This window comes from Neorhodopirellula pilleata (genome assembly GCF_007859915.1).
In the GTDB taxonomy this organism is placed as follows: domain Bacteria; phylum Planctomycetota; class Planctomycetia; order Pirellulales; family Pirellulaceae; genus Rhodopirellula; species Rhodopirellula pilleata.
Genome location: NZ_SJPM01000001.1, coordinates 1,246,627 through 1,272,886, shown reverse-complemented (window position 1 = coordinate 1,272,886; position 26,260 = coordinate 1,246,627). Strand labels below are relative to the sequence as shown.

The following is a 26,260-nucleotide window of genomic DNA, read 5'->3' as shown; positions in this document are numbered from 1 at the left end:
AACAAGGGATCTTAGTTATCTAAGCTAAGCGTTTCTTTACTGGCGATCGTTCCCGCCGCACCCCAAACGCCATACGGGCTTTCTTCACCCAAACCGCGTCCGCCATCCATCAGCGGTAGTGCGTTTTGGTTGCCGGTATCGATCGAGTCGGTGATGAACTTAACCGCTCCGTCGCCCATCAAGACGTGAGCACCGCCTTGGTGACGACTCGAGGCACCCCACATGCCGTTGTTGTCCCACCAGCGCATCACGTTGTAACTATTTGGTGGGCGAATCGTGTGGAAACGAGTAAACATCTCACGGCCGTTGGCCCACTGGCGACCACGACCTCGATCGTCCGGATTGAATTCACCGTGTCGTACGGTGTAGAACTGGGGACGATTGGGATCGACTTGACCTCCGCCGACCGCTTGGGTCGCCCATGCGATCGGGGCTGTATTGGCGACCGCGTTGTCGGCTCGCAATGCCGTACCAACGATTTCTTTCTCGCCCGAGTCGACGACGATTTCGCCGGCCATGATGGAGTTCGCCGTTCCGTCAAGGAAGTCTCGGAACCCGGTGAAGTGCCGGGCCTTGAAGGCACCTCGGGCGTATTTCTTGGAATTGACTTCTCCCCAGCCGGGATCGGTTTCACGTGTGCCGTCCTCATGAATACCGATTTCGGTTTGTTCCCAAAAACAATCGCCATGGGATGCGGCATAATTGGTGTAGCCGGGCAAGCCTTGCGCGGGCACCGACGGATCGCTCGGGCAACGGAAAGCAGGAACCTGAGTGATCCACGCCGCGTAATCGCTACGGAATGGAACCGGCCCCATCGCCGGGTATCTTCGTACCGGGCTGGAATTAGGAACTTGATATGGGTTGGAGATCAATTCCCAAAGAGCTTGTTGCTCGACGAACGGCAGAGTGCCGACCAAAAAGCTCAAGCGACCTCGGTTAGATGTGTCGTCGTTGCCACCCGCAGAGTGCCAAGTTCCGCCATAACTCATCGGTAGCTTGTCGTAAGCAGCGTGATAGTTGTGCAGTCCAAGCCCAACTGGTGGAAATTGTTGCTGCAGCTCATGCGTCGGGCGGCCTCACGAGCCGCCTGGACGGCGGGCAACAATAGCCCAACCAAAACGCCAATAATGGCAATCACGACTAGCAACTCCACCAAGGTGAAGCCGAGTCGTCTCGGTGTATCATTCTTCATTACGAATCTCCAAAGCAATCAGAATAGGAAAAAGGGGGATGGGCACAGGGTTGAAACGACGCGGGACCAGGTCGCTGCGTGAACCGTCCGGTTTTGCCGCGAACGGGGCTGGATCAAGCGTCATGCTCGGTCAAAGGCTCATAGCCAACCCCTACTATCGTCGCAAGTATTCAGATGTGTCATGTGAATTCACGCAAAACAAATGCTGATTTGCGAAATCCCCAGGAGTTGAGGGAACTGTCGTCGATGTTAGGCGTACCTCACCGGGGCATACATTCACGTTGCAATATGTTTCTCGAAAAGTCATCTTGGATGAATCGGATAAAACGCAAAAAAACTGTTATTTTGCGAACAAATTGATCCTCCCGATTTCTTGACACTGTTGGTTCATTCTTAATGGTTTTGCCGGAACGCTTGCGATTTAAATGTGTGGTCGGATGTTCCTTAGCGATCATTCTTTGGGGCGGTTGCTCATCCCGTGTCGATATCGATGAACAGGTTACGGCGAAACCGAACCGGTCCGATCCGCTTAACCAAGCTCAGTTGGCGATCTCGCGACAACAGTGGGACGAGGCCGATAAACTGCTGCGACAGTCGTTGCTACTGGAACCTGAAAATCAGTCTGTGCAACGGATGCTTGCTTCGGTCGCGGCCAATCGCCGGGACTGGGACCTCGCGACGGATTTGATGAGCACTCTGGTGCAGGGGAATGTTGACGCCTCGCTTGAGGATCGGAATCGGTTAGCGGCCATGTACATGTCGGCCGGTCGCCCCTTCGAATCGATGAGGGTGCAAAAACAAACGATCGAGCAGTTTCCCGATGCAATACAGAAAAGATCTGACTTAACCGGATTGGCTACCGTCATGGGAACCGAAGAGGTGGCCATTGAACAACTTCGATGGCTCGCCCGACACAACCTTGGCGAAGAAGAAGGATTGGCGGTATTGGCACAACCTTCTCAGGTGCAACCGGATGTTGCCCTGTGTGAGAAAGCATTGTCCGTTTGTCCCGAGGACCAACGAGCCCAGTTTGGCATCGCGAAGGTCGACGCAATGAACTCACGTTGGGCCGAAGTTGCTCAACGGTTGCGAGCGGTTTTGGAACGACACCCCGACTTTGTTCCCGCTTATGCCCTTTACGGCCGAGCGGTCATCGAACTGGACGATTCAAATCAGATTCACGAATGGCGACAAAATCGGCCCGACGGTGCGCAGTCATCGCCGTTGTTTTGGTTAACCACCGGCATCATGCTGCAAGAACAAGGACAGAACGAAGCGGCTGCCAAAGCTTTTCTTGAAGCGGCGACCCGCCACGACGGAAATGATTCACAGACGCTGACCTATCTAATCGGCGTGCTACGGCGGATTGATCGAATCGAGGCGGCGAAACAGGTCGAAGCGAGGAACGAGCTGCTGGCTCGATTGCACGACACCGTCAAAACGCTCCACGAACGAGAGACACGGTCTCAATCGGCAGCGATGGCCGTCGCCCGAGTGATGGTGGACTTGGGAAGATGGTGAGAAGCCGAAGCGTGGTCGAGGATGGCACTGACGCTACCGGACGATCCGGAGCCGAATGCCAAACGCGAGTATCTCCAGATCCGCGGCAAACTCAGTCCGCAAACGCCTTGGCAATCTTCCGAAATGCTGGATCAGTTGACGTCTCAATTAAGTGATTTGCCGCCATTGAATCTGGATCTTCATGCCGCGACCGAGTCGGACGGTCGATCGACGTCGACGGGTTCTCCGACGCGTGAGTTGGTTCCGATTGAATCGACGATTCGATTTTCGAATCGCGCCGAACGATTCGGACTGCAACACACCACATCGCTCGCCGACGACGCGGCCCAACAAGGGCATTGGATCTATCAAAGTAACGGAGGCGGGATCGCGGCTGTCGACTACGACTTGGACGGATGGCCGGACTTGGCGATCGCCGATCTGAACGGGCAGCCGATGCAAGACAATTCGGATACCGACCGTCTATTCCGCAATGTCGCCGGCCGCTTTACCGACGTGACCGACGTGTCCCAGTTATTCGATCCGGGGTTTACTCAGGGTATTACCGTTGGTGATTACAACAACGATGGATGGCCGGACGTGTTCATCGGCAATATCGGACGCAATCGCTTGTTTCGCAACAACGGCGACGGCTCATGGTCCGACGTGACCGACGCGGTGGGTTTGAAAGGCAAAACCTGGACGACTTCCAGCGTGATTGCGGATTTCAATGGTGACGGACACGCAGATTTGTTCGAAGCCAATTACTGTGGCGGGTCGCGACCCTACGAAAAGCCCTGTCGTTCGCGGGTGTCCGGAAAACTCATCGCCTGTACCCCGATGGACTTTGATCCCGAACCGGATCGGGTTTGGTCGGGACGTGGCGACGGCACTTTCGCCGAAGCAACCGATGCCTGGATGGACCAGCGAACCCCCGGTCGCGGGTTGGGGGTGGTTGCTGGACGTTTGGACGAGCGTCCGGGGTTGGACGTTTACGTTGCCAATGACATGTCCGCCAATCATCTGTGGTCGTCCGATGCCGAAGGAATGCAGGAAATCGGAACCGCCCGAGGCGTTGCCGTCAGTGGTAGGTCCTTGTCACAGGCATCGATGGGAATCGCGGTCGCCGATCACGATTCCGATGGAGACATGGATCTGTTCGTGACGCATTTTTCCGAGGATCACAATACGTTTTATGACCAAGTCCGTGATGGTTTGTGGATGGATCGCTCGTACCGGGCCGGTTTGTCGGAGCCCTCAATGGACTACCTCGGTTTTGGAACGCAGTGGATTGATTTCGACAACGATGGACTGCCTGAATTGGTCGTCGCGAACGGGCACGTAAGCGACGTCAAACGAGATGACATCGGTTACGCCATGCCCGCACAACTTTTTCGCTTGGACGCCGAGCGGACCTGGTATCAGCCGGATCGCTCGACGTTAGGCGATTATTTCCAAACCAATCATTTAGGTAGGTCGCTGATTTCGCTCGATGTCGATCGAGACGGGTTCAATGATGTTGCCATCACCCATCTTTTCGAACCGGTGTCTCTGCTGATCAATCAAACTGTTGTCGGCCCCAAACCGAACTCAGCTGCGGGAATGTCATCGGGGCAATCGGTCGGCCTGATCCTGATCGCAACCGAGGGGCATCGCGACGCCATCGGAGCCAACGTGAACGCTCGCATCGGTCAACAAAGGATTCACGTCCAGCTTACAGCGGGCGATGGTTATTTGGGATCCAATCAACGCCGCATCGCAATCGGTACCGGTTTCAACGACGTGCTCGATACTCTTCAGATTGACTGGCCATCAGGACGACGGCAATCGATCGACCATGTTCGTGCCGGTTTTGATTACGTCGTGGTCGAAGGCCAAACCGAACTCTTTGAATTGTTCCCGCATCAATCTGAACGCAAAGACGTTTCGAGATGAAACGGTACTATTGGTTGCGAAGTGATTGTCTCCGTGCGTGATCTTTCAAGCAGCCCGCCGCAATGACGTCGTCGGCATATTTTCGGGCAACGGCAGGTGAGCAGATTCGAGCACGACTTCCAGCGGTATTGGATCACCGGATCGGTCGCGGTTCAGTTGAGCTTCCTCAGGATCAACGCAATGTTCCAACCATGCCAAACTCGCTTCGACGCGCCGGGAGATTTCGTCCAAGTCGTCATGCTCGTGCGCATAGATGGGATCGCCGAACCGGCATTTCAGGACACTCGTTGGCATCGGCAATTGCAATCGGTCCCAGGCTTTGGCGAGAATGTATCGCCGCTGCGGAACCATGACGACGGGCAAGATCGGAACACCCGTTTTCTGCGCGAGCATGGCGATGCCTTTTTGAACCTTGCCGCGAGGTCCTTTGGGACCATCGACGGCGAGCACGGCGGGATGGCCGGATTGGACGTGACGGATCATTTGGGTGAGAGCCGTCGCACCTCCTTTGCGTCCTTGGCCGCTACTGCCGCGAATCGGTACGCATCCGCACGCCTTGAGCAAAGGGACGACAATGTCGCCATCACGCGAACGGGAGACTAACGCGCCCGTGTTCGGGTCCGACAGTGCCACGGCGGCGACCTGGTGGGCGTGCAGGATTGCATAAATGAATTGCCGGGTGCTGTCGCGTTTGATTTGCTCACGTCGATCGTTGGTCACATGCAAACGCACTGACCGGCGAACGAAGTTGAAGAACCACAACGTCAGCAAAGCTCCGATCTTGGCCGAGATGCTTTTCTTGCGAATCACCGGTGCCAAACTAGTACTCATATTCGTCCCATGGAATCTCGGCGAAGAGAACCCGCATCGAGTGAGCCTCTTGGATTCGTTTGCGTGTTTCGGGATTGATCGTTGATGAAAGAGTCGTGCGGGAACTCAGTCGCACGATAACGGGCGTCGGGTCGACGCCGATTTTCCGGCCCATCTCAACTTCGATGCGTTGCGGGTAGACGCCTTGGCGAGTCATTGCTTCGTTGAGTCGCATCCGAGCGAACGGCGGAACACCTCGGGGCCGAGCGATGTTCAATCGGCAAGCCCAGTCGACGAATTGACCGTATTGAAGTGCCCATTCGGAACGTTCGGGGGTAGCCGCATGGACTTGATAACGGGTCTGATCGTAGGTCAGGTGCAACTCACCGGCGCTGCCTTGTTCGACGACCCCATCCATTCCGAACCTTCGTCGCATGTCCGGATCGGTCACCGCCGCGTCGGCTTGGGCGGTAATCCGGATGAGGTCTTCGGTCGAGATGCTGGTACGTTGTTTTCGCTTGCGGTCGAGCAGCACAACGCGAGACTGGGGCAGATCGAACAGCGTCCACGGTTGATCGTCCTTGCTGGGGAAATCATAAAACACTCCCTCGACCATCGCGATTTCATGGATTTCGACCGGTTCGGGCTGCTCGCCTTGATAGACCTCCGTGACCACGAACAAGTCATTCGCGACGAGTTGACCGGCAAGGTTCGAACCGCACGCATACACGGCGAGAACAATGATCGTGACGAAACGGATCACATCGATACGGTTCGTCGGAAGGCGATTCGGTGGGATCATTACTAGGTTTCCGGTCATCACGAACGCATGGCGTCAATCGGCAAACCGGAAATAGCAAACCGGGGCGGGAAACTCCAGCCCAGAAACGAAAAGACCTTCGCCAAAGCTGGGCCGGTGAAGGCGGTTTGGCGAAGGCACTGGTGGGTGGGAGGGATCAGCGGGGAAAGACTCAGCGAGCCCTTAGATCATTTCCTTGAGGCCCTTGAGCGGGCGAATGGTCAGCTTCTTGCTAGCGGGTTTAGGGGCCAACCAGATTTCTTCGCCGTTGGCCGGGTTGCGTCCTTTTCGCTTGGGTTTGGCGGGGACGTCTTTGAGCACGATCTTGCAAAGACCTGGGATCGCGAATTGACCAGGGCCACCCTTCTTTAGCGACTTTTCGATTTCGACGGCCAACGCGTCCAAGACGGCGGCGACGTCTTTCTTGCTCAGTTCGGTTTCCTCAGCGATGTTGGCGAGGATTTGGGTTTTGGTGGGAGCTTTGGGTGGAATAGCTGCGGGCATGGGCGACACCTGTTTAAGGAGTGAGAGAAACTCGAAAGGACTTTTGGATTCGAAAACGCGGAGAAAACAAATCTGTTTCGCTCCAATTCGACGCAGGTTTAAGTCGCTGGCAAAAAACCCGCAACCCTCTTGACCGGCAAAAACCGGCCGTTTTGACGGGTTTTTACTAAAAAAGGGCTCAATCGAGCCCGAAAGGCGTCGACTACGCGTCTGTCAAGACCCGATCCACGGCTTCAGTGAACGTTTGGACCGTTTTTTGGGAGTCGTTTGCCACCGCGTCGCCAGCGCCAGACACTCGCGTCAATTCCTCGGTTACCTGCGTCATCGCGACGTCGACGGGGTCTTCCGACCCCACCAATTTCTCATCCGATTCCGCAATGAAAAGGGGCTCACCGGACGCGGTTGGAGACGTTGAATCGGCTGAAGAGGATGGATTCACGCCGGGTACGAACACGTCGTTGGTGGACAACGCGGCGGCAACCTGCGGGCTGAGCGGTTCACCGGAGGCGGTCGTGGTACTGCTTGAACCCGATCCGCCGGTTCCGCTGGTCGGCGCGGTCAGCGCCACTCCAGTTTCATCGAGGTTGACGAGTACCAAACGCATATCACCGGCAACGCCGCGATTTTGAACGGCGGTGCTATCGTTGATGTTGGCTGAACCGGATACCGGCTGCTGGGTCGTTGAACCGTTCGCCGTTGTCGATCGTGTCGCATTGACCGTGATCGCCGATCCGGCCGCGTTCATGCCGACGGTAATGCCCGACAGGGCACTGTTGGCGGCACCGCTGGCCTGCGCAAATAGCGCGTTGCCACCGGGGCTGACGACCGCGAGGACCGCCCGCCGTGGTGCCGATCCGAACCAATCGGCAACGCTGAGGTATTGGGCTTTGATGCCGCCCAATCCGACTTCGATCGACTCGTCGCCTTCTTCGATCTCGCTGTTGATGCTGATCGATCGCGATTGATCGCCGTTATGCAAAAACGGAATGGCGGGAATGTTGAGCGTGTAGGTGCCTGGCAACAGTCCAGGCACTCGGATGCCGTTATCATTGACAACGACCGAACTGGCGTTCAATGGCACCGAAACCGTTTCATTGAGCACATTGGTACCCGATAGAGTGAAAGCCGCCAAATTGCCGCTGAGGAACCGATCGGCTGACGCGCTGAATCGAATGTCGAACGCACGCTCGTTGTATTGGGCGATGGTGACGGTCATCGTTGCCGGGCCACTACGAACTTGGGCAGCGTCCTCGACTTCAAAATTAAAAGTAATGTCGCCCGTAAAGTTGCCCGTCGGCGGCGTGAATAGGATCGACTGTCCATTTGCCGAGATGGTCGCGATGCCGCCGTTGGTCGGCGTGGTCAGGTTGACAAATCGGATGACTTCGCCAGTGTCCGGGTTGGTCGGTAGGTCGCTGATCGAAAGCACGGTCGTTTGTCCGGAATTGCGCAGCAACGTGATCGAGCCGGCCGAAATCGGTGGCGGGTCGTTGATAGCGGTGACGTTGAACGTCGCGGTAGCCGTGGCCAGCCCGCCTCCGGTATCTCGGATCGTGTAAGTGACCGTTTCGGTTCCGTTAAAATTCGCTGCCGGTCGATACAACAGCGTCGCGCCGTTATTGCCGATCGCGACCGTGCCACCCGCCGAAGGCGTCCCCAAGGCCACGATCTCGAACGCTTGGTTGTCCGCATCGCGAGTGTCATTGGCGAGCACGTCGTAGCTCGCTTGAGCGGAGTCTTCGTTGATCGCAGCGCCGCCCGTGGCGGGGAACGTATCCGCCACAGCGGTCGGCGGATTATCGGTCGGGTTTACCGTCACAGTCACTGAAACCGTATCGGTGCCGCTACCGTCGCTGAGCGTGTAGGTGAATGTGTCGGTGCCGACGAAGGACGCCGGTGGCGTGTAATTAACGGACTGTCCGTTGCTGGCGATCGTCACGGTACCGCCGGAAGTCGTTGCCGAAACGGCAGTGACGGTCAACGTTTCACCCGGTTCAGCCGTGGAGGCTTCGTTGGCCAATACGTCAAGCGAATTAGCACCCGAACCGGCATCGACGATAAAGGTGTCATCGACACCAACGGGAGGATCATTGACACCGGTGACGGTCACGGTGACCGGAACGGTTTCTTGGACGCCACCGGGACCGGAGACGCGATACGTGAACTCCGCCGTACCAACGAAGTTGGTAGTCGGGGTAAAGCGAACTTGGCCCGCGGTCAATGTCACCGTGCCGCCTTGGGGCGGTTGCGTGACGCTGACCACACTCAACGTTCCGGTACCACTAACGATGGTGTCGTTGGCGAGCACGTTGAGCAGGTTGGATACGGAATCCTCGGCAACGGTGAAAGTGTCGGCTACTGCGGTGAAAGTTTGCCCGATTGCCAAGGTGGTGCTGCCGTAATTGACCGCCTCGACGGGAACCTGTTCATTGTTAAAGAACACCAACACTTCGCTACCGGTTTGGTCGGCCGGTTCGCTGATGAAATTAACCGTACCGGAGGCCAGGGCTTCCATCCTCAAACTCGCCACCAGCGTTTCTTCATCGTTGGTCGGCGTCGTCAAGCTGCTAGCCGCACCGAGTTCGTTAATCAGTCCAGCGCTAATCGTTCCGCGACGGACGTTTCCGAATTCGACGGGATACTGAATCGTGGTACCCGGAACGGCGCGAACCAAGGTGCTATCGAACAACACGTCGGCGAAGGCCGCGAATATCCCACCACGGTCAATCTGCGGTCGCTCATCGACGCCATAGAAGTTCAAGATGAACTGTTGCCCGACATCGATCGAATTGATCGGGTTTCCGCTCGCATCGGTCAGTTCCAAACGAATGCCAGCGATCGGCGCTCCCGCCACATTGACCGTGAAGTTTTCGCTGCGAACGTTTCCGGCGGCGTCTCGCAACTCCACCGTAAAGGTGTTCGTTCCCAGTTGGGCTTGTGTGGGCGTCCAATTGATCACGCCAGTGCCGGGAACGATCGTCGCACCCGAAGGCGAACCGGCCAATGAATAAATCACACCGCTGCCTTCTTCAGCACTCACCAAGTCGGTGGAGTACGCGGTGTCGACATTGGCGGTGGTGCGAACCGTCGCCGTGTTGAAGGTCGGCGACGTGGTGTCGTAGACGACGGTAATCGTTGACGACAAACTGCCCGTGTTACCGCCAACGACTTGGCGGGCGGCGAGGGTATAGGTCCCTTGTCCGATGGCCGATAGATTGTTGGTTGTGACGGCGATAGTGCTGCCCGTCGCCGTGCCCGTGCCGATCACCGAATTGTCGGAAGTATCGACGATTTGGACCGTGGCCCCGGGGGTCACACCCGTGATGTCGAATGTTAACGAACCAATGTTTGTGATGTTATCAGCCGAACTGGTCCCCGAATCACTGCTGGCTCGCAGATCGATCGACGTGGGGGTTGCGACTGCGGACTGATTGAACGAGAACGTCACGACCTGATTATCGGACGCGCTGCCCGCTCCGGTCGCGGCACGCACACCGACAGCAAAATCGACACTGCCGGTGAAGCCTTCCGCAGCGGTCACTTGGACCAAACCGGTGGTCGCGTTGATCGTCGCGGTCGCGTTGGCGTTGGTGCCCGATAGGAAGTATTGAACCGGGTCGCCTTCGACGTCGACGCTTCCGAGTTGCAACGTCGCGTTTCGGCCATTGGCGACGACCGGATCGTTGATCGGGTTGAGGTACGGTTGGCTGTTGATCGGGTTACTCTGGGCGTCGACGTCCTGAGTAACGGTAACCGGAACGACTTCTTGGAACTGGTTCCCATCGCTATCGGTAATCGTGAAGGTAACGTTGGTCGTTCCGGTTCCGCCGAGCGCCTTCAACATCACGACGCTGTTCTCGGTGTCATTGAAGATCGTCGCGTTATTGATGCGAACGGTGTTGGTCGGCCGGTCGTTCGCTCCCACATGGGATTCGCTGATCGCTTCGCGGACCTTATCGCCTTCGACCAATTGTCCAAATACCGAATGATTGAAATCCAAGAAACGGGTCGGGACTTCGGTCACGAAAAACTGAGAGTTATTGGTGTCGTCGGATGACTTGGCGAACGACAGCACACCCGAGCGATTGTGTTGCAAGTCGGGATGAAAGTCGTCGTCGAATTGGCCCAAGGGTGATCCACCGGTGCCGGTCCCTTGGGGATCGCCGCCTTGAATGACAAAGTCATCGACGACCCGGTGGAAAATAATGCCGTCGTAAAAACCGTCCTCCGCCAACGTCGCCACCCGTCCGGCCGCGACCGGGGCCCGTTGTTCGAACAATTCAAACACCATGTCGCCGTAACCGTCCATGTCCAAACGCAACGAACGATTGCCGGTCAACACCGTGGCGGAAAGCAACGAAGGATTGGCCACAGAGACCGTCACGGTCAGCGGGCCGCCTTCGGCGTCGTAGGCATCGACCGGAATGTGCAGCGGCGAACCGATCGCCACCGTTTGAGCCCCGATCGTCGCGAACGTCGGCCGCTCGTCGGTCGGGTTGGTGAAGTTGCTCAGTTGCATCAAGGTTTCGATCGATTGCACCCCGACGAGCCGAGAATTATCCGGCAAGATCCAAGTCGGGTACTGTGTGATGTTCAAACTGGCAAATTGAGGATCCTGTGACCGAGTCTCATTGGGCAACGTGATGTCAGTGAACGGGAGGTATTCGCCGCCGTCTTCAAAAAGCTGTTTTTGTTCGGTACAGAACGGGCACCACTCGGCACCATAGAACTCGAAGCCTTGATCGCCCAGCCACTTCGCCAAAGCGACCAGATTCAAACCAGGTTCACCTTCGGCGGCCAGATTTCCGACGGCACGACTGCTCGAACCGGTTGCTGCGGATTGATCGGTCATCGCCGAAATATCAGGAATATCCCCCGACGGATCGGTGAATAACAGCTCGACGTCGCCCGCCATCATTTGGCGCCGTTCGAGCGACTCGAGCAGCAACGGGCCCCGGGCGGCAGAAACTTTCACGTCATGACGGGAGCCGCCTGATGAACGACGATGGTCGGCCGAGGGACGGGAAGTCTGTGAGTCCGAAGCAATAGCTTGAGCCAAACGTTGACGTAATTTTCGAGCAAGATTCATCGGCGTCGATTTCAAACGAGCAATTAGAAAAGCGAGACGTATCGGAAAAGTCGACCCGCAGGGATCGGTAGGACAAGGTTTTTCGGCACAGACCGTCGCGGTCACCCAATCCGCGCAGATTAACTCGACTGACAGCGTAATCGGATCGAGACGGCGCCTTCAGCCCCAATGACCTTTCAATGGCAATTCCCTTCGGGTTCCCGACAGTCGAAACGAATTTTGGTTCCCAAACGGTTGTACCAGTATTGCCGGATTGGACGGATGAGACGGGGTTTTGGTTCCCCCTTGGGATCGGCGGCAAGCCATTTTACCGCCCGATCGCCGGTCAAATGACAGCGTCTTCGGCCGAGAGATGAAGGTCCGAACCGGCCGCACATCGCAATTTTCGCGGCGAAAATCGTGATTCGGCGGGAAATCCGCGAATCCAGCCCTCTACGGCAGGAACTCGTTCGTAAAACAATCTTTTGGGGTAATCGACCCATCCTCGATCAATTTCAGCTCGGACATTTGGTCCAGGAGTCGCTGCCACCGCTCTTGCGTCATTTGGCCCAGCGAGTTTCGCTGAGCGTCGGTGACCTGATCGATCGCCCGAATGCCACCGTAAACCAGGGGTCGTAACTCCTCACTACCGAATTTCAATGCCTCGGGCGTCATCGAATGGCCATTTGCTTTCAAAATCACTTCATTGGCACGGTCGGGGGAGTCGAGATAGTCAACCCAGCCTTCCTGAGTCGCCCGGACCACCTTGCGGACCAATTCCGGAGATTTGCGGATCAATTCCCCTGTCGTGACCAAAACACTCGAGTAGGGGTTCCACCCCAGTTCACTGACCATCAACGTGCGCACTTCCAGCCCCTGTTGCCTGGCGATTAAAGGCTCCGCAACGCTGTAGGCTTGCACCATCGTTTTAGGATCGTTGACCATCGCGGCGATGGAGTTGAAGTACGGCACCTCGCGGACACCCTCGAGATACCCACGCTGACGAAGGAAGGGCAAAAACGCTCGCCCGGGTTGGCACTGCAATGTCATCCCGGCTAAGTCATCGAATCCCTCGACGCCGCTGTCGGCTCGAACCAACAGGCAACGCGGATGGTCCTGAACCGCTGCCAACACGGCCACAATGTCCGCGCCTTCCTTGCGAAACAACACCACGTCGTCGGCATTGGTGATCGCAAACTGGCTGCGACCGAGCAACAATTCCGGGGCGACCGGGGTTTCTCGTCCGCCCGGACGGATCGTCATCTCGATCTCTGCGTCACGATAGCCACCGTCAACCATCGCTTGGTACACGCCACCGTGTTCGACCTCGGGATACCAGTTCAACTGCACGGAAACGGTTTCCAAACCGGCGGTTGCCAGAGCAGTTGCCTTGGCATCGACCGGTCGATCACCCGCACATCCGGTCAACACCAAAACGATCGCTCCGATACATCCGGTCAACGCGATGGGAAACTTCGACATAGTCCACCTCAAGGAAAAAAACACCACTACTGCCTCGTCAAAATTTAAATTGAGGGTTAGTGAAGTGAGCCGACGGCGCTAGCCGCGGGCATTGCTCAACGCCCGACGCTAGGGGCGTGTTGATTTAATCGTAACCCGAAGCGTGAGCGAGGGATTCATCGCCATTAAGTCCTTTGTATGTATCCCTCGCTCACGCTTCGGGTTTCGATGAAGACTAGATCAACAGCCCGCTAGAGCGTTCGGCGCACCCTAAAATTAAATTTTAACGAAGCACTAGTTTACCCGCGTGTAGCGGTACAAGAAGAACCGACCGATCAACACGACGGCTCCGAACAAGATCAATCCTAGCAGGGTCGAAACGGCCAAGGCGGCGATCAGGGCATCCGTCTTCAACAAGCCTTGCCAGGCCGTCATCAACGCGCCCAAGCCGACGTAATCGGCCCCATTGCTGACAAAAAATTCCGCGACGATGGCACCGATGACTGCCAATCCGCTGCTGATCCGCGCCCCTAAAATCAGATAGGGGATCGCCGTCGGGATTTGCAAACGAATGAGAGTTTGCCAGCGTGAAGCACCATAAAGTTGGAACAGTTCGCGATGTTCAACGCGGACCGAAATCAATCCCGTGGTGACGTTATTGACGATGGGAAACAAACAAATGATGACGGTCGCGATCACGGCCGTTCGGAATTCATAGCCGCTCCAAATGATCAGCAGAGGCGCGATCGCCACGATCGGGACTGTCTGCAGAAACACGACGTAGGGAAAGAATGCTCGCTTGAGCAGCTTCGATTGACTAAATACGATCGACAGCAATGAGCCGATCACGATCGCCACGATCAAACTCACCGTGGCCGTATACAAGGTCATTGCCCCAGCGGACAGCAGATCGCCGCGCCGTTGCCAGCCGGCATCGACGACCTCCATTGGGGTCGGCAACAAAATACGCGGCAAATCGAACCAACGAACACTGCCGTACCAAACCACGACGGCGATGATCGCAACGACGATCACGCTGGCCGACGACAATGCTAATTCCGTCAGCCAACGTTTTCTCGCTCGGTCGTGCCGATCGGTCCATTCTTCATTCATGAATTTCATTCTTCAAGAACGAACGACCTCCCGTAAATGATCACTGACGGTGCCATAAAATTCTCCGAACCGGGGCATCCGTCGCAAGTCAGCTGACTTAGTAGCGAAGTCATGTTGAGTGTGAACCGGATTGTTCAAAACGACGCTGACTCGGCCACGATGCATCACGCAAATTCGATCGCAAAGCTCGATGGCCTCGGCGATATTGTGTGTGACCAAGACCATCGTGAAACCGTGAGTCGTCCACAATCGGGTCACCAAGTCTCCGAGTTGCATTCTCAAGACGTCGTCGAGCGCCGCAAAAGGTTCATCCAACAACAACAGATTCGGTTGATTCACCAAGGCTCGTGCGATCGAAACTCGCATCCGCATTCCGCCAGATAGCTGATGCGGTAATAAGTCCGCTGCTTCAGTAAGTTCGACCTCACCGAGGGCCTTCATGGCCGCCTCGATCCGACCCGCACGATCGACCGGTTGTTGTCTGCCGGCAAGCTTGTTTCGATTCTGCAGTTCCAACGGAAGCATGACATTGCCGAGCGAGCGTCGCCACGGTAGCAGCGCCGGTTGCTGAAATACAAATGAAGTCGACCCAAATCCGCTCTCGTCTTGATCTCGCTCGATCGTCCCGTAGGTCAATGGTTGCAACCCAGCGATGGCACGCAATAGCGTTGTCTTGCCACAACCGCTCGGTCCGACGATCGCCATCCGCTCCCCGGGTTGAATCTCCAAACTAACTGACGCGACCGCATCGATACCGTCAGGGAACCGAACAGTGGCATCGCGAAGTTGAATGGTGGCGGATGGGTTAGGGGAGGATTCGGGCAAATCGTAAGTCCGAGACGGGAACACCAATGGGGAGTGGCGAGCACTTAAAGTGAATTTGAGTTTCTTGTTTGTTTCGCGGATCACTCGATCATCCGCACGTAGTCCGCAATTGCCATCATGTTTTCGGCAAACATTTCGCTCGAAAGATACCTCGCACCGATCGGCATCTTGGGTTGCCCGACTAACCTGGCTCCATCGTACACACTGACCCATCGATGTTCGTCATCAAGGCTAGCGATCGCGGTGACGGCCTGTTGGGTGATTTTCGACATCGGCGTTTGAGGTTGCAATGGCTTGCCTGCCAACACGTTCTTGTATTTCTGGCCGAGCGTCGCGGTTCGGTCAGCGATCTTGAAAGCATAATGATCGGGCAAGTCGGAATCGTCGTAGGTCAGTTCGTAGTTCTTTCCGACCCGTTTCATGTACAGAGGACGGTTGGTTCCGCATTCGTAATAACGGGCAAAATCACCGGCCGGAAGTCGCGAAGCCTGCAGCCATTTGGCGGCCGCCGGGATCGGTTCGAGGAAACTCCGGTCGCCCGTGGCCAAGCTGATCTTCATGAGCGTCTCAAGGACCTCCATCGTCTCGTCACTGCTGACCGCCGGCGGCTCAAATTTCCGGGCCCAGATCGGTCGCATTTCGTCGTCGTATTGTTGCGCCCAACCCGCTTGTGGTGACGGCAATTGGGCGAGTTTCAGAAAACCGCCTAATCGTATCAGTCGTTTCAAAAACTTGGGATCGTTGTAGATCCGGTCCGCCTCGATCAAGACGTCGGCGACATAGCCGGTGACGTTGTCGTTGAGTGTCGCCATGTCCCAATAGTTCTTGATCCGTGTCACCGTTTGAGCGTCCTGTTCGGGCAAGCTTGCTTTTTTCGAAATCCCTTTGTTGATCGGGCCTGTCCAAACTTGAGGGAACCCGCCGTTGCCGAACTGCGCCGCCAACAGCGCTTCAAGGGCCAACCCGACCGAACCGTGTACCGAGGCGTTTTGAAACTCGGTGGCTTCGTCGAACGCCATCAGAAACAACAACGCGGACTGCGTTTGCCCGTCATCGAGTGACGAGTTGTTGCGTCCGCGACCAGGCAGATTGCGATAATCGGCGACTTGGCTTCCTTTGGGATCGAAGTCAATGCAATTAGTCCAACCACCGGATTTCAATTGTCCCGCGACGAGCGATTCGGCTGCATCGCGGGCGGCGTCCAATAGAGCGGGGTCGTTGGTCGCAAAATAAGCTCGCAAGAACGCGAGCCCCACCGTTGGCGTTCCAGGAGGCTGCACCCAGATCTGATCCTCACTAGCGATGCCTTCACCCCAACGCTGATTCGTGTCGAGCATCGTGTGATAGACATAACCGCCATGCCGAGCGACTTGTTGATGAAAGTAGCCACCCGCATCACGAAGGGCCTTGGCCGCGATCTCTCGATTGATCGTTAGCGTTGTGAGTTGGTCTTGAGCCTGAACGCGGGCGGATTGGAAAATTCCAGCGACGACTCCGATCAATATAACGGCAACTCGGATATTGCGTGAAAGGACGAACATGATGCGCCTGCAAACGAGGGAACGACGGGGGAGCATCCCATCATAGCAGGCAACACTTGTGTCGCGTTACTTTGATCGGCCATCAACCGGCGTCGTAGTAACCAGGTTCGTCGATCTTGTCACCGTCAAAATCACCGACGATCGGTTGTGAGTCCGGATTCGAACGGGGGACTTGAATCCGACGATCGTTACCTGTCAATCGGCGATCCCCGTCGGTGTCGATGATCCATAGATCGCCCCGCACGACGCCGATCTCATCGATCCCGTCACCGTCAAAGTCACCCACGACCGGCTCGTCGCCAGGCTTACCGAACGTGTACGGTTGGTCGCGTCTCGTCCAACGTCCGTCGCCGTCTTCGTCGAGCAACCATTGACCGGACCGGAACACACCGATTTGGTCGATGCCGTCTCCGTTCCAATCACCCGCCAGCGGCGTGTCGACCTGTTCGCCGTATTGGAATACGTGGTCGACCGCGTCGGCGAGTAATTCGCCGTCTTGGCCACGCAACAGCACTCGTTGTTGTCGCTCTTCTTCGGTCGGTTCGTGATGAACCAAATCCTCACGTTGTAAACGTCGTCGACGTTGGTTCGCCGGATCAGGAAGCCCCGGATCGCGGCGAATCCGCATCGCATCATTGTGCCAACGCCGACCAAAGATACCGACGTCGTCTTTTCCGTCCCCGTCCCAATCCCCGACGACCGGACGATCGAGTTCCGTGCCCATGCGCACCCACAGATCGCCCGCATCCCATAGGCCGTTGCCGTTTAAATCGACGAACCATTGGCCGCTCCAAAATAAAACGGCTTCATCGACGCCGTCCCCGTTAAAGTCGCCCGTCAAGGCGACCGCGTCGGAGTGTCCGAGCCGGATCTGGGTTGGCGTTTCCTCGTCACCGGAACCAAGCTCGGACTTGCGTGGAAGAAACTGCCAACGCCCTTTCGAGAGGTCCACTTGCAACAGAAAGTCCGGCAATCCACCAAAGAGAACATCTTGGTCGGCATCGCGGGCCGACGCTCTTTGGAAATCTAATCGACCATCATTGATCGTGAAGCCGGCTACCGTGAACAAGCCTTCTTCGTCCTGTCCATCGCCCCGAGGGAATCCGCCGTTGATGACACTCAAGTGCCAGCTGACTTCCCATTCGTCGTTCGCAAGGACCGGCGGCGGCACGTCCTCAAACTGCGGCAACCCGACCGGTCGGATCGGCGTCGCAAATGTTTGGATCGGAACCAGAGGAGCGATAATCTGAGGTGGTGGATCGTTCTCCGGCGGCGGAATCAACGGTTGATCCTTAATCACAATCTCACTGAAGTTGTTGTGCTGACTCGTTTCCGCTGGGGCGACCACGATATCGAAAATCGCATCGAAGTTCGGATCGGCTCCCGGTGCGAGCCGCTGAGTCAATACGGCAAGACCGTCCACGCCCAAGTCCGCCAAGTTGACCGCCAAGCCGCCCGTCGATCCGGCCGTATCGAGCGAATCAATGAAACCGTCCGGTTGCGATTGATAGACCGAATAAACGCGGTTGGGACGCAGTCCAGTGAATTCGTAGTATCCGCTGGCATCCGTCGTGACCCGAATCACGCCTCCGGTGCCGCCGAGTTGATTGCCGGCCGCGTCGATCGGCACACCGCTGAAGTCGCGGAGTTCCAATGTGATGGATGACAATCGTGCATCGTCGTCGGTCAATTGCCCGTCGCGAAATTGGCGAAGGTCCAACGGATCGGGCGCATTGTTCATGACCAACGCGTCGCCATCCTGGAACACGAATCCCGAAATGGTCGCCGGCGGCAGTTCCGGGAAATTGTATTCCTCCCCAGCATCACCGCCGCGAACGACGATCTCGCCGATCACGTCGAATGCGAGAATGCGTCCGCCGATCGTTCCGACCTCCTGGCCGCCGTGGAAGAATCCTTCCGGTTGGGTCTCACGAACTTGATAGGTGCCCGGCGGCAATCCATCGAATCGGTAACACCCGTCGGCGTCGGTTCGTGTCGTCGCGACCACAATCCCTTGAGTGTCGACCAACTCGATCAAGACGCCTGAAATAGGAAGTTCGGTGTCGTCAAACTTTCGGTTCGTGTTGACGTCGCTGAAGACTTTGCCTGAAATCGAGCCCGGCAAGACTTCGCAAAAATCATAGTTCACCAGCGTTTGACCGACGCCGATTTGGATCTGCGAAATGACGTCGTCGAGACTGTCGTCCCCGCCGCCGCTACCCGCTTTTTGACCGCCCTGAAAATACCCGGCCGGTTGGGTCTCGCGGATCGTGTAGTTGCCCGACGGCAGATTGGTAAACTCATAAGAACCGTCATCTCCCGTCGTTGTCGAGGCGACCAACCGTCCGGCCTCGTCGAACAGTTCGATCAACACGCCGCCCAAGCCGACCTCATCGGCATCACGGACGCAGTCTTGGTCGGTATCGACGTAGACCACACCGGAAATCTCCGATGGCGGAAGTTCGCAAAAGTTGTAGTCGGTCAGTGTTTGGCCCCAAGGGATCGATATGGCCGAGATCAAATCGGTTGCCGCATCGTTACCCCCGTGACTGCCGGCGACTTGACCGCCGTGAAAATAACCCACCGGTTGTGTTTCGCGGACGGTGTATTCTCCGGCGCGAAGATTGGTGAATGAGTATTGGCCGTCGGCGTTGGTGGTGGTCGTCGCGACCACATTGCCGGTCGCGTCGATCAATTCGATCAAGACGCCCGAAAGACCTTCTTCGTTGGGATCCTGGAAACAATCTTCATCTCGATCGACATAAACCACCCCGGAAATCTCTGACGGGGGCAGTTCGCAAAAATCATATTCGGTGAGTGTTTGTCCCCATCCGATCGCGACCGCAGAAATCAAATCGGCCGCAGAGTCGTTGCCCCCGTGGCTGCCGGCGACTTGTCCGCCGTGGAAAAATCCGTCCGGCTGTGTTTCGCGAACCGTGTATTCTCCGGCGCGGAGATTGGTAAACGTGTACCGGCCGTCGGCATCGGTGGTCGTCGTCGCCACCACATTACCCGCATCGTCGATCAGTTCGATCAAGACGCCGCCGAGCCCGAGTTCGTCGGCGTCCCGCTCGCAATCCGCGTCCGTGTCGACATAAACCGAACCGGAGATCTGCGCTGGCGGACGTTCGCAAAAGTCATAGTTCTCCGCATTGACGCCGGAAGTCAAGTTGATTTGGCTGATGCGATCGCCGCTGTCGACACGACCGCCTTCGCTGCCCGCCTTGGCACCTCCGTCAAAGTAGCCCGCCGGTTGTTGTTCGACGACGCTGTAGGTTCCGGGCACAAGATTGTCGAATCGATACATCCCATCGGCACCGGTCCGCGTCGTGGCGATCGTGTTTCCCGATGCGTCCTTCAGTTCGATCAACACTCCTTCGAGAGTGACTTCGTTTGGATCAAGTTCACAGTCCTCGTCGAGATCCACGTGAACGCGGCCGCTGATGGACGCGACTTGCCGCTCGCCAAAGTTGTACTCGACACCATGAAGCCCCTGACGCAGCACCACATCGACCAATGAGTCTTTATCTCCGCCGAGGGCACCGACACGGTCACCGGCGATCAATCCGACGCTGTCTTTGCCGTCGATGAATCCAGCGGGTTGCGTCTCGACGACGCGATAGGTATCCGGTGCCAGATCGGCGAAATGATAACGGCCCTGATTGTCGGTACGGGTGGTGGCGATTTCGTTGCCGATCGAATCGATCAGCGATAACAATACCTCCGCAATGGCTTCTTCGCCGCTCGAGCGAACGCCGTCGTCGTTGCGGTCGTGGTAAACGACGCCGGAGATCGATCCCGGTGCCGCTTCGCAAAAATTGTAATGTTCGCCGCGACCGCCGGCCGGCAATGCGATGTCGCTGATCGTGCCGGCATCGACCGCGCGTCCCACGGCGACTAACAGATTCGATGCCAACGTCCGCATTTCACCCGCATGCGCCCCGCCATCGATCAAACCGGCCGGGGTGATCTCGATAACGCTGTAAACCCCTTTGGGCAAATCGTTGAAGCGGTAGCTTCCGTCGCTTTGGGTCGTGGTGGTCTTGATGACTTGTCCAGACGAATTGACTAGCTGGATCTCGGCACCCACGACCGGCGTGCTCCCGTCGGCCTCGTGGTCGCCGTCGCAATCGGCCCCGGGGGCCGCCAAATAAACGAATCCGCCGATCGAACCGAGCGGTAATTCGCCAAAGTTGTAGTTGATCCCGGCATCGCCACCGGCAAGAGTAATGCCATTGATTTCATCACCGGGATTCACCGCAGTCCCGACGACGCTGCCGCGGATCGTACCGGCCGCGTCGGTTCCGTCCTGTAATCCGGCGGGTTGGTCGATCTCGATAACGCGGTAACGGCCCGGCATGATGCCATTGAATTGATAAGATCCGTCGGCACCCGTGGTCGTCACCAAGGAAGCCTGCGGTGCGATCGTATCGATCGGTTCAAGACGAACACGTACGCCCGAGAGTCCGATCTCACCGGTGTCTTTCGTTCCCGAATCATTGTCGTCGCGATAGACAAACCCGCTAATCGAAGCGGGTATCGGTTCTTGTCGCGCCGTTCCGACCGCCGCCGCAGATCGGTTGGGGCGGCTGTTAGGATCGTTGCTCTCATCGGCCGGAAGATTCAAGCCGAACGAAGCTCGAGGATCGCCATAGTCGTTGACGAACAAGGCGTCGGCGTTGGCCGTGTAATAATTGGGGGCGTCGAACACGGCCTCGAGGATCGAGTCTTGAAATTCCTGCCCCGAGGTGATCACGTCGAGCGACTTGTTGAACTGATCCAGATTCGGGAAGTTCCGCAAGACTTCATCGACATCGATGGTAAACATCAACTGATCGCCGGCTTGGAAGTCCACCGGTCGCAGGATCAACTCTTGGCCACCGTCGGTGACTTCCACGGCGACTTGTTCGGATTGTCCAGGCGAGAGCAGGAACGGATGCGAGCCGTTCTTTCCACGTCCGCCCGGTGCGGTATCGAAGATCGGGTCGCCGATGCCGACCCCGTCGGAGTCCTTGTCCGTCCGAATACGAAGCTCCGTCAGTTTGGTACCCGGCGCGCCACCGGTGAAAGAAAGTATGAAGCGGTCTCCTTGCGAATCACTCCCGGAATCGGTCTCGAGATAATCGGTTTCCAAATAAACGACCCCGACGTGAATCGGATCAGCCGTCATCAAACGACGCGATTCCAACGGTTCGATCCGCATCGATCGCGACTTGTTCGCTGAAGCGCCGCCCACTGACGAGCCGAGCGGCGACCACGATCCGATCCAGCTTTCAAGGCGTTTTCGAAACGTGCTCCGACGCGGCGTTGGATTGATTTTCTGATTCACGTTGGGCACCTCCCTGTGCCGCCGAGATCATTCGTATTGGATCGCTGTTCAAGGACTTAGCTGCAGTCGCAATGACTTTCGGGCTTCAGTCCACCCCGCTAACGCCCGTTTTCTTTAACGCGATTTTGTTGGGGCCCGAGGACAGTTCCGGCAACGACCACCGCCGGATCGTGGCGTCAAAGCCGCCTGAGACCAAAGTTCCGTTGACCATCGCCAGCGTGGCGACTGATCCGACGTGGCCGCTGAAGGTACTCACCACGTTCATCCCGAAGTCTTCGTCGACCAATTTCACCAAGTGGATTTCGTCGTCGCTTCCCGCAGCCGCGAACGTCTGGCTATCGATCGCCACGACGGCGAACAAACGACCGGAAGTGATTCGTCGCTTCGCTAACATTTGGCGTTGTTCGCTGTCGTAGCGGACGACCGTCCCGTCTTCGGCAACACTGACGAGAACATTGGAATTCGGCATGAAGGTGAAGTCTCGAATTCGCGACTCGTGAATTCCCTGTTCGTGTTGCAGTTCGCCCGTCGTCGGGTTGAAAAAGTGGACCGCGCCGCTGCGTCCGCCGACGGCGAGCGTCGAACCATCATCGCGATATCGGCAACACCGCAGATCCACGCAATCACAAGTCAATTTCGGCATTTGGCTGCTCGCCGAACCGATCAAAAACACCTGCGAATCGAAACCGACGGCGGCGATTTGTTTGCCTGATGGCGAAAAACGAACGCACGCGAGCGCCGGAGCCGAATCGATCTTTTGCATCAGGCCAAAGTCACGTCGCCGGTCCCAAATCAACAATAGGCCGTCATTGCCTGCCGAACACAACCGGGAACCCGACGCATCAAAAGCCAGCGTGCGGATCCAATCGAAATGCCCGGGGCGTTGTTCACCGCTGTCGCTACGATTGACGCCGTCGCCCAACACATGAGCGATTTGCATCGTCTGAGCGTTCAAAATACGAATGATGTGATCGTCGCCGGCGACCGCCAAGAACTCACCGCGAGGATCGACGGCCATCGCCGTAACGACGACTTGCCGAACACTCGAATCCACCGGCGGTAATTGATAGACCTGCGAGTTCGCCGAATTCATCGGGGTAATGCCGTGCGGCGATTGAGCCAACAGGGTATTTCCGCTGTCGTGTCTACCGACGCTATTAGCTCCAACGCCGGACATCCAGTCGATCCCGGTCAGATGCGTGGCGGTCAAACCGAACATGACCATCCCGATGGCGAAGACTCGGCGCCACGTGGTGCGTGTAGATTTCATAACATCCCCCCGGATTGTTGGGCGAGCCGCTTTCGTGCGGGCACGCTTCAATCGGATTGATCGGCATCTTCGCCGCTCGTCATGAACTCAAAACGATTCCAACGTGAAACTCGACCGACTTAACACTTCCACGGAATATTAAACAGACGCGAGAGTTCCCCTCACTCGAAGCCGAAAGCCATATCGAGAACCTCTGCGAAAAGGCCAGAGAGAGCCCTCCAGAAAATAATCCTTGTTTCGAGATAAGCTTGACCAAATCACCTTGTGCAGAGTCCCGTATTTGCTTGCAGGTTCGATCGAAATGCACTCTATTGGGTAGGTAACGACAGCCCATTTGTAGGATGATTGATGTTATTCGCAATTCTTCGGTTAAGTGGCCGAATGCCGATCCGCTATTCTCGAGTAGTCGATACCGCAGTGACGCTGTGCCTGTTAGCTAGCATGCTGTTGCCCAAGCCGGCGATGGCACAACTCAGGCCGGAAATTCTCGACCTTGTCAAACGTGCATCCGTGTTGATTGAGTACGACGATGGCGAGAATCGTTCTAGCGGCAGCGGGTTCATTGTGTGGTCTGATAATCACAATACGCTCATTGCAACGAATCATCACGTCGTCGCAGAAGCGATCGAACCTCCCGGTAACCCTAATCTTTCCCCAAGAGATACTCTGCTAAAATGCATTAGCAATCCGGGCAGCCCCGAAGAGAGAATCGTATTTGCGACGGTGCATGCTTATTCAGCCGCAGATGACCTCGCTTTATTGGCCGTTGCGAATTTCTTACCGCCGGCAGTGCTCCAGCCGTCGCGAGACTTTGTGCCTTTAGAAACTCAGCGTGTCTATGTGGCTGGTTTTCCGTTCGGCGAAATCCTCGGTGTCGGTGGCCGTCGACCGAATGTCACCATCTCTGAAACAACCGTGAGCAGTATTCGGCGTGGGCTTGAGGGAATTCCGGAGTACTTGCAAACATCTGGCGGAATTGACCCGGGCAACTCCGGCGGGCCTGTTATTGATGCCGACGGACATCTCGTGGGAATTTCGGTGGCGAAGGTTACCCATTCACAAATCGGTTTGGCCGTCCCAGCCTGGAAGCTTGTCGAATTAATGCCACATTCATTTGGTGACGTTGTTCTGCAGCGAGGCGACTTTGGGTTGCAGTGCGGAGTCAATGCATTCTTCGACGTTGGTGGAGGTATCACCCAAACGCCCGTCCTCACCGCAGCAAGGTTTGATAACAAATCATCGATCAAATTGAAACGCGATGATATGGGATGGCTGGCGATCGAGGGCCTCCAAAAAATCGGTTCAATGGGATCTTTGACTCCCGGCGCGACCCTCAATAACGTCATCCCGTTAAAGATCGAACGTATCCCTGGGGATGGCCCTGTGATTGCTCTGCAATGGAAAATGCCACGCGATCCTCGTTTACCCAATCCAACCAGACGAGAACACTACAGTCGCCCGCTCATCGTCGATATGGATCAAATTGACGAATTAATGAATGCCGCCACAAAGCCCGATGCGGTCGCAGCAGCGCGAGGAGCCCAGAATCGACCGTTGACCGACACCGATACGGTAATCGATTTCAAGGGTTCGATCAGACGCGTGATCCCAGCGGGAGATGGTCGCTATCTGGTCGTGCAACTAGCCGATCTCTCGATTGTGCTGGTCGACCTGCAAACGAAGACCGAATCGGGGCGGATTGAAGACAGCCGTGATCGCATCATTGTCGCTGGTCGTTCAACGATTGTCACGTTCGGACGGACGGAGCGGAACTTAAAGCGTTACCGGTTGCCGGACCTCGTCCCCTCTGGGACACGAGACCTAGCCAATGACGCGGTGATCCATCTCGCAGATTGGGGGGCTTCGACAGACGGGCCGGTTAGTGTAATCGCCCAAATGCCGGGTCAGTCAGTTTTGTCGACGCTATTACTGGATCAAAAAACAGGTCGTTTCAGTTCATTCTTGCTTGAGGGACAAGTACGCGAAAAAACACGGCAACCAACCTTGCTCGATCGGATGCCTCTGAAAGCTAAATATTCACTCCGCATGAACGATAAAGGTAATGTTGTGAGCATGTGGATGGAGGCCACGAGTAAACCCGTCGTTCATCTGATGACGCAGCAGCGACGAGAATGGCGTTACGACCAGCTTGAAAAGACGGCGTACGCTTACGTCAGCCCAACCGGAGCACTGCTCTGTACTTCAGGAACGGTCCTGGCTGGCGACCTCGGCATGCTCTATGACCGTCCACTGAACTTACCCACCTCGAGCGACGATTATTTTCTATCGCTCGGCCACATTACCCGCGAGACAGCCGAAGAAGCTCGCCTCAACCGCGAAGCATCGTTGTCGGGTCCTCGCCCACGAAGTGACGAACCTCAAACAGTGGACTTTTCCTGGGAGGTAGTGAGCACCGTCGACGGGAAAGTACATAGGACGATCGTGCTGCCTGGGAACTTAACGCTCGATATGATGGGTATGGACGCCAACGACGGATTGCCGTTGGATGAACGCTTTTTTTGTAGTCCACAGCACAACCTTATCGCTTGCGTCTTGCCCGACCAATCTCAGGAAATCCATTTGATTGAAATGAAAACGCCATTACCTGGATACGAGCCTCAAGAATCCAATCCCGAGAGTGACCCCGACGCTTCGATCAAAATAGCAAATCAAAACAATCCTCTGCAGGACGAAGTGCCTGATATAGACGAATTTCGGACTTGGACCGACTACTCGGGAAAGCACAAAACAGAAGCCAAGTTCTTGGCGGCGAAGCAAGGCTACGTGCAATTGCAAAAGCGAGATGGCGCGAAAGTTGTGTTGAAAATTCAGCTGCTGTGCGAACCCGACCAAAAATTCCTTCGAAATCTACTGAAGTGATACCTGCTCAACTTCGGACCTTACTACCGGTCG

The 26,260-nt window shown here is 56.4% G+C and carries 13 protein-coding genes and 1 pseudogene; 3 read left to right on the top strand and 11 right to left on the bottom strand.

Translation table 11 applies throughout. The annotated features are described in order from the left end of the window. Nucleotides 1-11 precede the first annotated feature (11 nt). Nucleotides 12-1,192 (bottom strand): annotated as a pseudogene (locus tag Pla100_RS04070) (DUF1559 family PulG-like putative transporter). Between the two features lie 429 nt (nt 1,193-1,621). Between Pla100_RS04070 and Pla100_RS04065 the strand changes: the two are divergent. After that, nucleotides 1,622-2,713 (top strand): tetratricopeptide repeat protein, encoded by a 1,092-nt coding sequence (locus Pla100_RS04065; RefSeq protein WP_146576319.1) that lies wholly within the window; start codon nt 1,622-1,624, stop codon nt 2,711-2,713. A gap of 21 nt (nt 2,714-2,734) precedes the next feature. After that, nucleotides 2,735-4,627 carry a CRTAC1 family protein gene (locus Pla100_RS04060; RefSeq protein WP_146576318.1) on the top strand — a complete coding sequence of 631 codons (1,893 nt, stop codon included), beginning with the start codon at nt 2,735-2,737 and terminating at the stop codon, nt 4,625-4,627. Nucleotides 4,628-4,672: 45 nt separating this feature from the next. Here Pla100_RS04060 and Pla100_RS04055 read toward each other — a convergent pair whose 3' ends face one another. From Pla100_RS04055 to Pla100_RS04010, 10 genes are all read right to left on the bottom strand, one after another. Continuing rightward, the gene (locus Pla100_RS04055) at nt 4,673-5,458 is read right to left on the bottom strand and encodes a lysophospholipid acyltransferase family protein (RefSeq protein ID WP_146576317.1); all 786 of its coding nucleotides are present in this window, start codon (nt 5,456-5,458) and stop codon (nt 4,673-4,675) included. After that, a complete protein-coding gene (locus Pla100_RS04050; RefSeq protein ID WP_146576316.1) occupies nt 5,448-6,239 on the bottom strand; it encodes a hypothetical protein in 792 nt (263 codons plus the stop codon). Before Pla100_RS04050 ends, Pla100_RS04055 begins: the two co-directional genes overlap by 11 nt. Nucleotides 6,240-6,419: 180 nt before the next feature. After that, nucleotides 6,420-6,740 carry an HU family DNA-binding protein gene (locus Pla100_RS04045; RefSeq protein WP_146576315.1) on the bottom strand — a complete coding sequence of 107 codons (321 nt, stop codon included), beginning with the start codon at nt 6,738-6,740 and terminating at the stop codon, nt 6,420-6,422. 202 nt (nt 6,741-6,942) lie between these two features. Next, complete coding sequence (locus Pla100_RS04040; RefSeq protein WP_146576314.1) at nt 6,943-11,829, bottom strand: tandem-95 repeat protein; 4,887 nt, start codon at nt 11,827-11,829, stop codon at nt 6,943-6,945. A 432-nt stretch (nt 11,830-12,261) separates the two neighbouring features. After that, on the bottom strand, nt 12,262-13,290 hold the full coding sequence (locus Pla100_RS04035) for an ABC transporter substrate-binding protein (RefSeq protein WP_146576313.1): 1,029 nt from the start codon (nt 13,288-13,290) through the stop codon (nt 12,262-12,264). Between the two features lie 273 nt (nt 13,291-13,563). Then, a complete protein-coding gene (locus Pla100_RS04030) occupies nt 13,564-14,382 on the bottom strand; it encodes an ABC transporter permease (protein WP_146576312.1) in 819 nt (272 codons plus the stop codon). Between the two features lie 12 nt (nt 14,383-14,394). Beyond that, the gene (locus Pla100_RS04025) at nt 14,395-15,207 is read right to left on the bottom strand and encodes an ABC transporter ATP-binding protein (protein ID WP_231602670.1); all 813 of its coding nucleotides are present in this window, start codon (nt 15,205-15,207) and stop codon (nt 14,395-14,397) included. 80 nt (nt 15,208-15,287) lie between these two features. Next, nucleotides 15,288-16,748 carry a pectate lyase gene (locus Pla100_RS04020; RefSeq protein WP_197167676.1) on the bottom strand — a complete coding sequence of 487 codons (1,461 nt, stop codon included), beginning with the start codon at nt 16,746-16,748 and terminating at the stop codon, nt 15,288-15,290. An 82-nt stretch (nt 16,749-16,830) separates the two neighbouring features. Then, nucleotides 16,831-21,951: an SdrD B-like domain-containing protein gene (locus Pla100_RS04015; RefSeq protein ID WP_146576636.1), complete on the bottom strand. Its 5,121-nt coding sequence runs from the start codon at nt 21,949-21,951 to the stop codon at nt 16,831-16,833. A gap of 211 nt (nt 21,952-22,162) precedes the next feature. Then, the gene (locus Pla100_RS04010; protein WP_231602669.1) at nt 22,163-23,347 is read right to left on the bottom strand and encodes a WD40 repeat domain-containing protein; all 1,185 of its coding nucleotides are present in this window, start codon (nt 23,345-23,347) and stop codon (nt 22,163-22,165) included. Between the two features lie 348 nt (nt 23,348-23,695). On the opposite strand from Pla100_RS04010, the gene Pla100_RS04005 reads away from it, so the two are divergent. Continuing rightward, complete coding sequence (locus tag Pla100_RS04005; protein ID WP_146576309.1) at nt 23,696-26,227, top strand: trypsin-like peptidase domain-containing protein; 2,532 nt, start codon at nt 23,696-23,698, stop codon at nt 26,225-26,227. The last annotated feature ends 33 nt before the right edge of the window (nt 26,228-26,260 follow it).

Excerpts from the sequence above, each read along its gene's own strand:
- Pla100_RS04060 (WP_146576318.1), top strand. The coding sequence starts at position 2,735 with ATGGCACTGACGCTACCGGACGATCCGGAGCCGAATGCCAAACGCGAG.
- Pla100_RS04055 (WP_146576317.1), bottom strand. The coding sequence starts at position 5,458 with ATGAGTACTAGTTTGGCACCGGTGATTCGCAAGAAAAGCATCTCGGCC.
- Pla100_RS04050 (WP_146576316.1), bottom strand. The coding sequence starts at position 6,239 with ATGATCCCACCGAATCGCCTTCCGACGAACCGTATCGATGTGATCCGT.
- Pla100_RS04045 (WP_146576315.1), bottom strand. The coding sequence starts at position 6,740 with ATGCCCGCAGCTATTCCACCCAAAGCTCCCACCAAAACCCAAATCCTC.
- Pla100_RS04040 (WP_146576314.1), bottom strand. The coding sequence starts at position 11,829 with ATGAATCTTGCTCGAAAATTACGTCAACGTTTGGCTCAAGCTATTGCT.
- Pla100_RS04035 (WP_146576313.1), bottom strand. The coding sequence starts at position 13,290 with ATGTCGAAGTTTCCCATCGCGTTGACCGGATGTATCGGAGCGATCGTT.
- Pla100_RS04030 (WP_146576312.1), bottom strand. The coding sequence starts at position 14,382 with ATGAATGAAGAATGGACCGATCGGCACGACCGAGCGAGAAAACGTTGG.
- Pla100_RS04020 (WP_197167676.1), bottom strand. The coding sequence starts at position 16,748 with ATGTTCGTCCTTTCACGCAATATCCGAGTTGCCGTTATATTGATCGGA.
- Pla100_RS04015 (WP_146576636.1), bottom strand. The coding sequence starts at position 21,951 with ATGCGGATCGAACCGTTGGAATCGCGTCGTTTGATGACGGCTGATCCG.
- Pla100_RS04010 (WP_231602669.1), bottom strand. The coding sequence starts at position 23,347 with ATGAAATCTACACGCACCACGTGGCGCCGAGTCTTCGCCATCGGGATG.
- Pla100_RS04005 (WP_146576309.1), top strand. The coding sequence starts at position 23,696 with ATGTTATTCGCAATTCTTCGGTTAAGTGGCCGAATGCCGATCCGCTAT.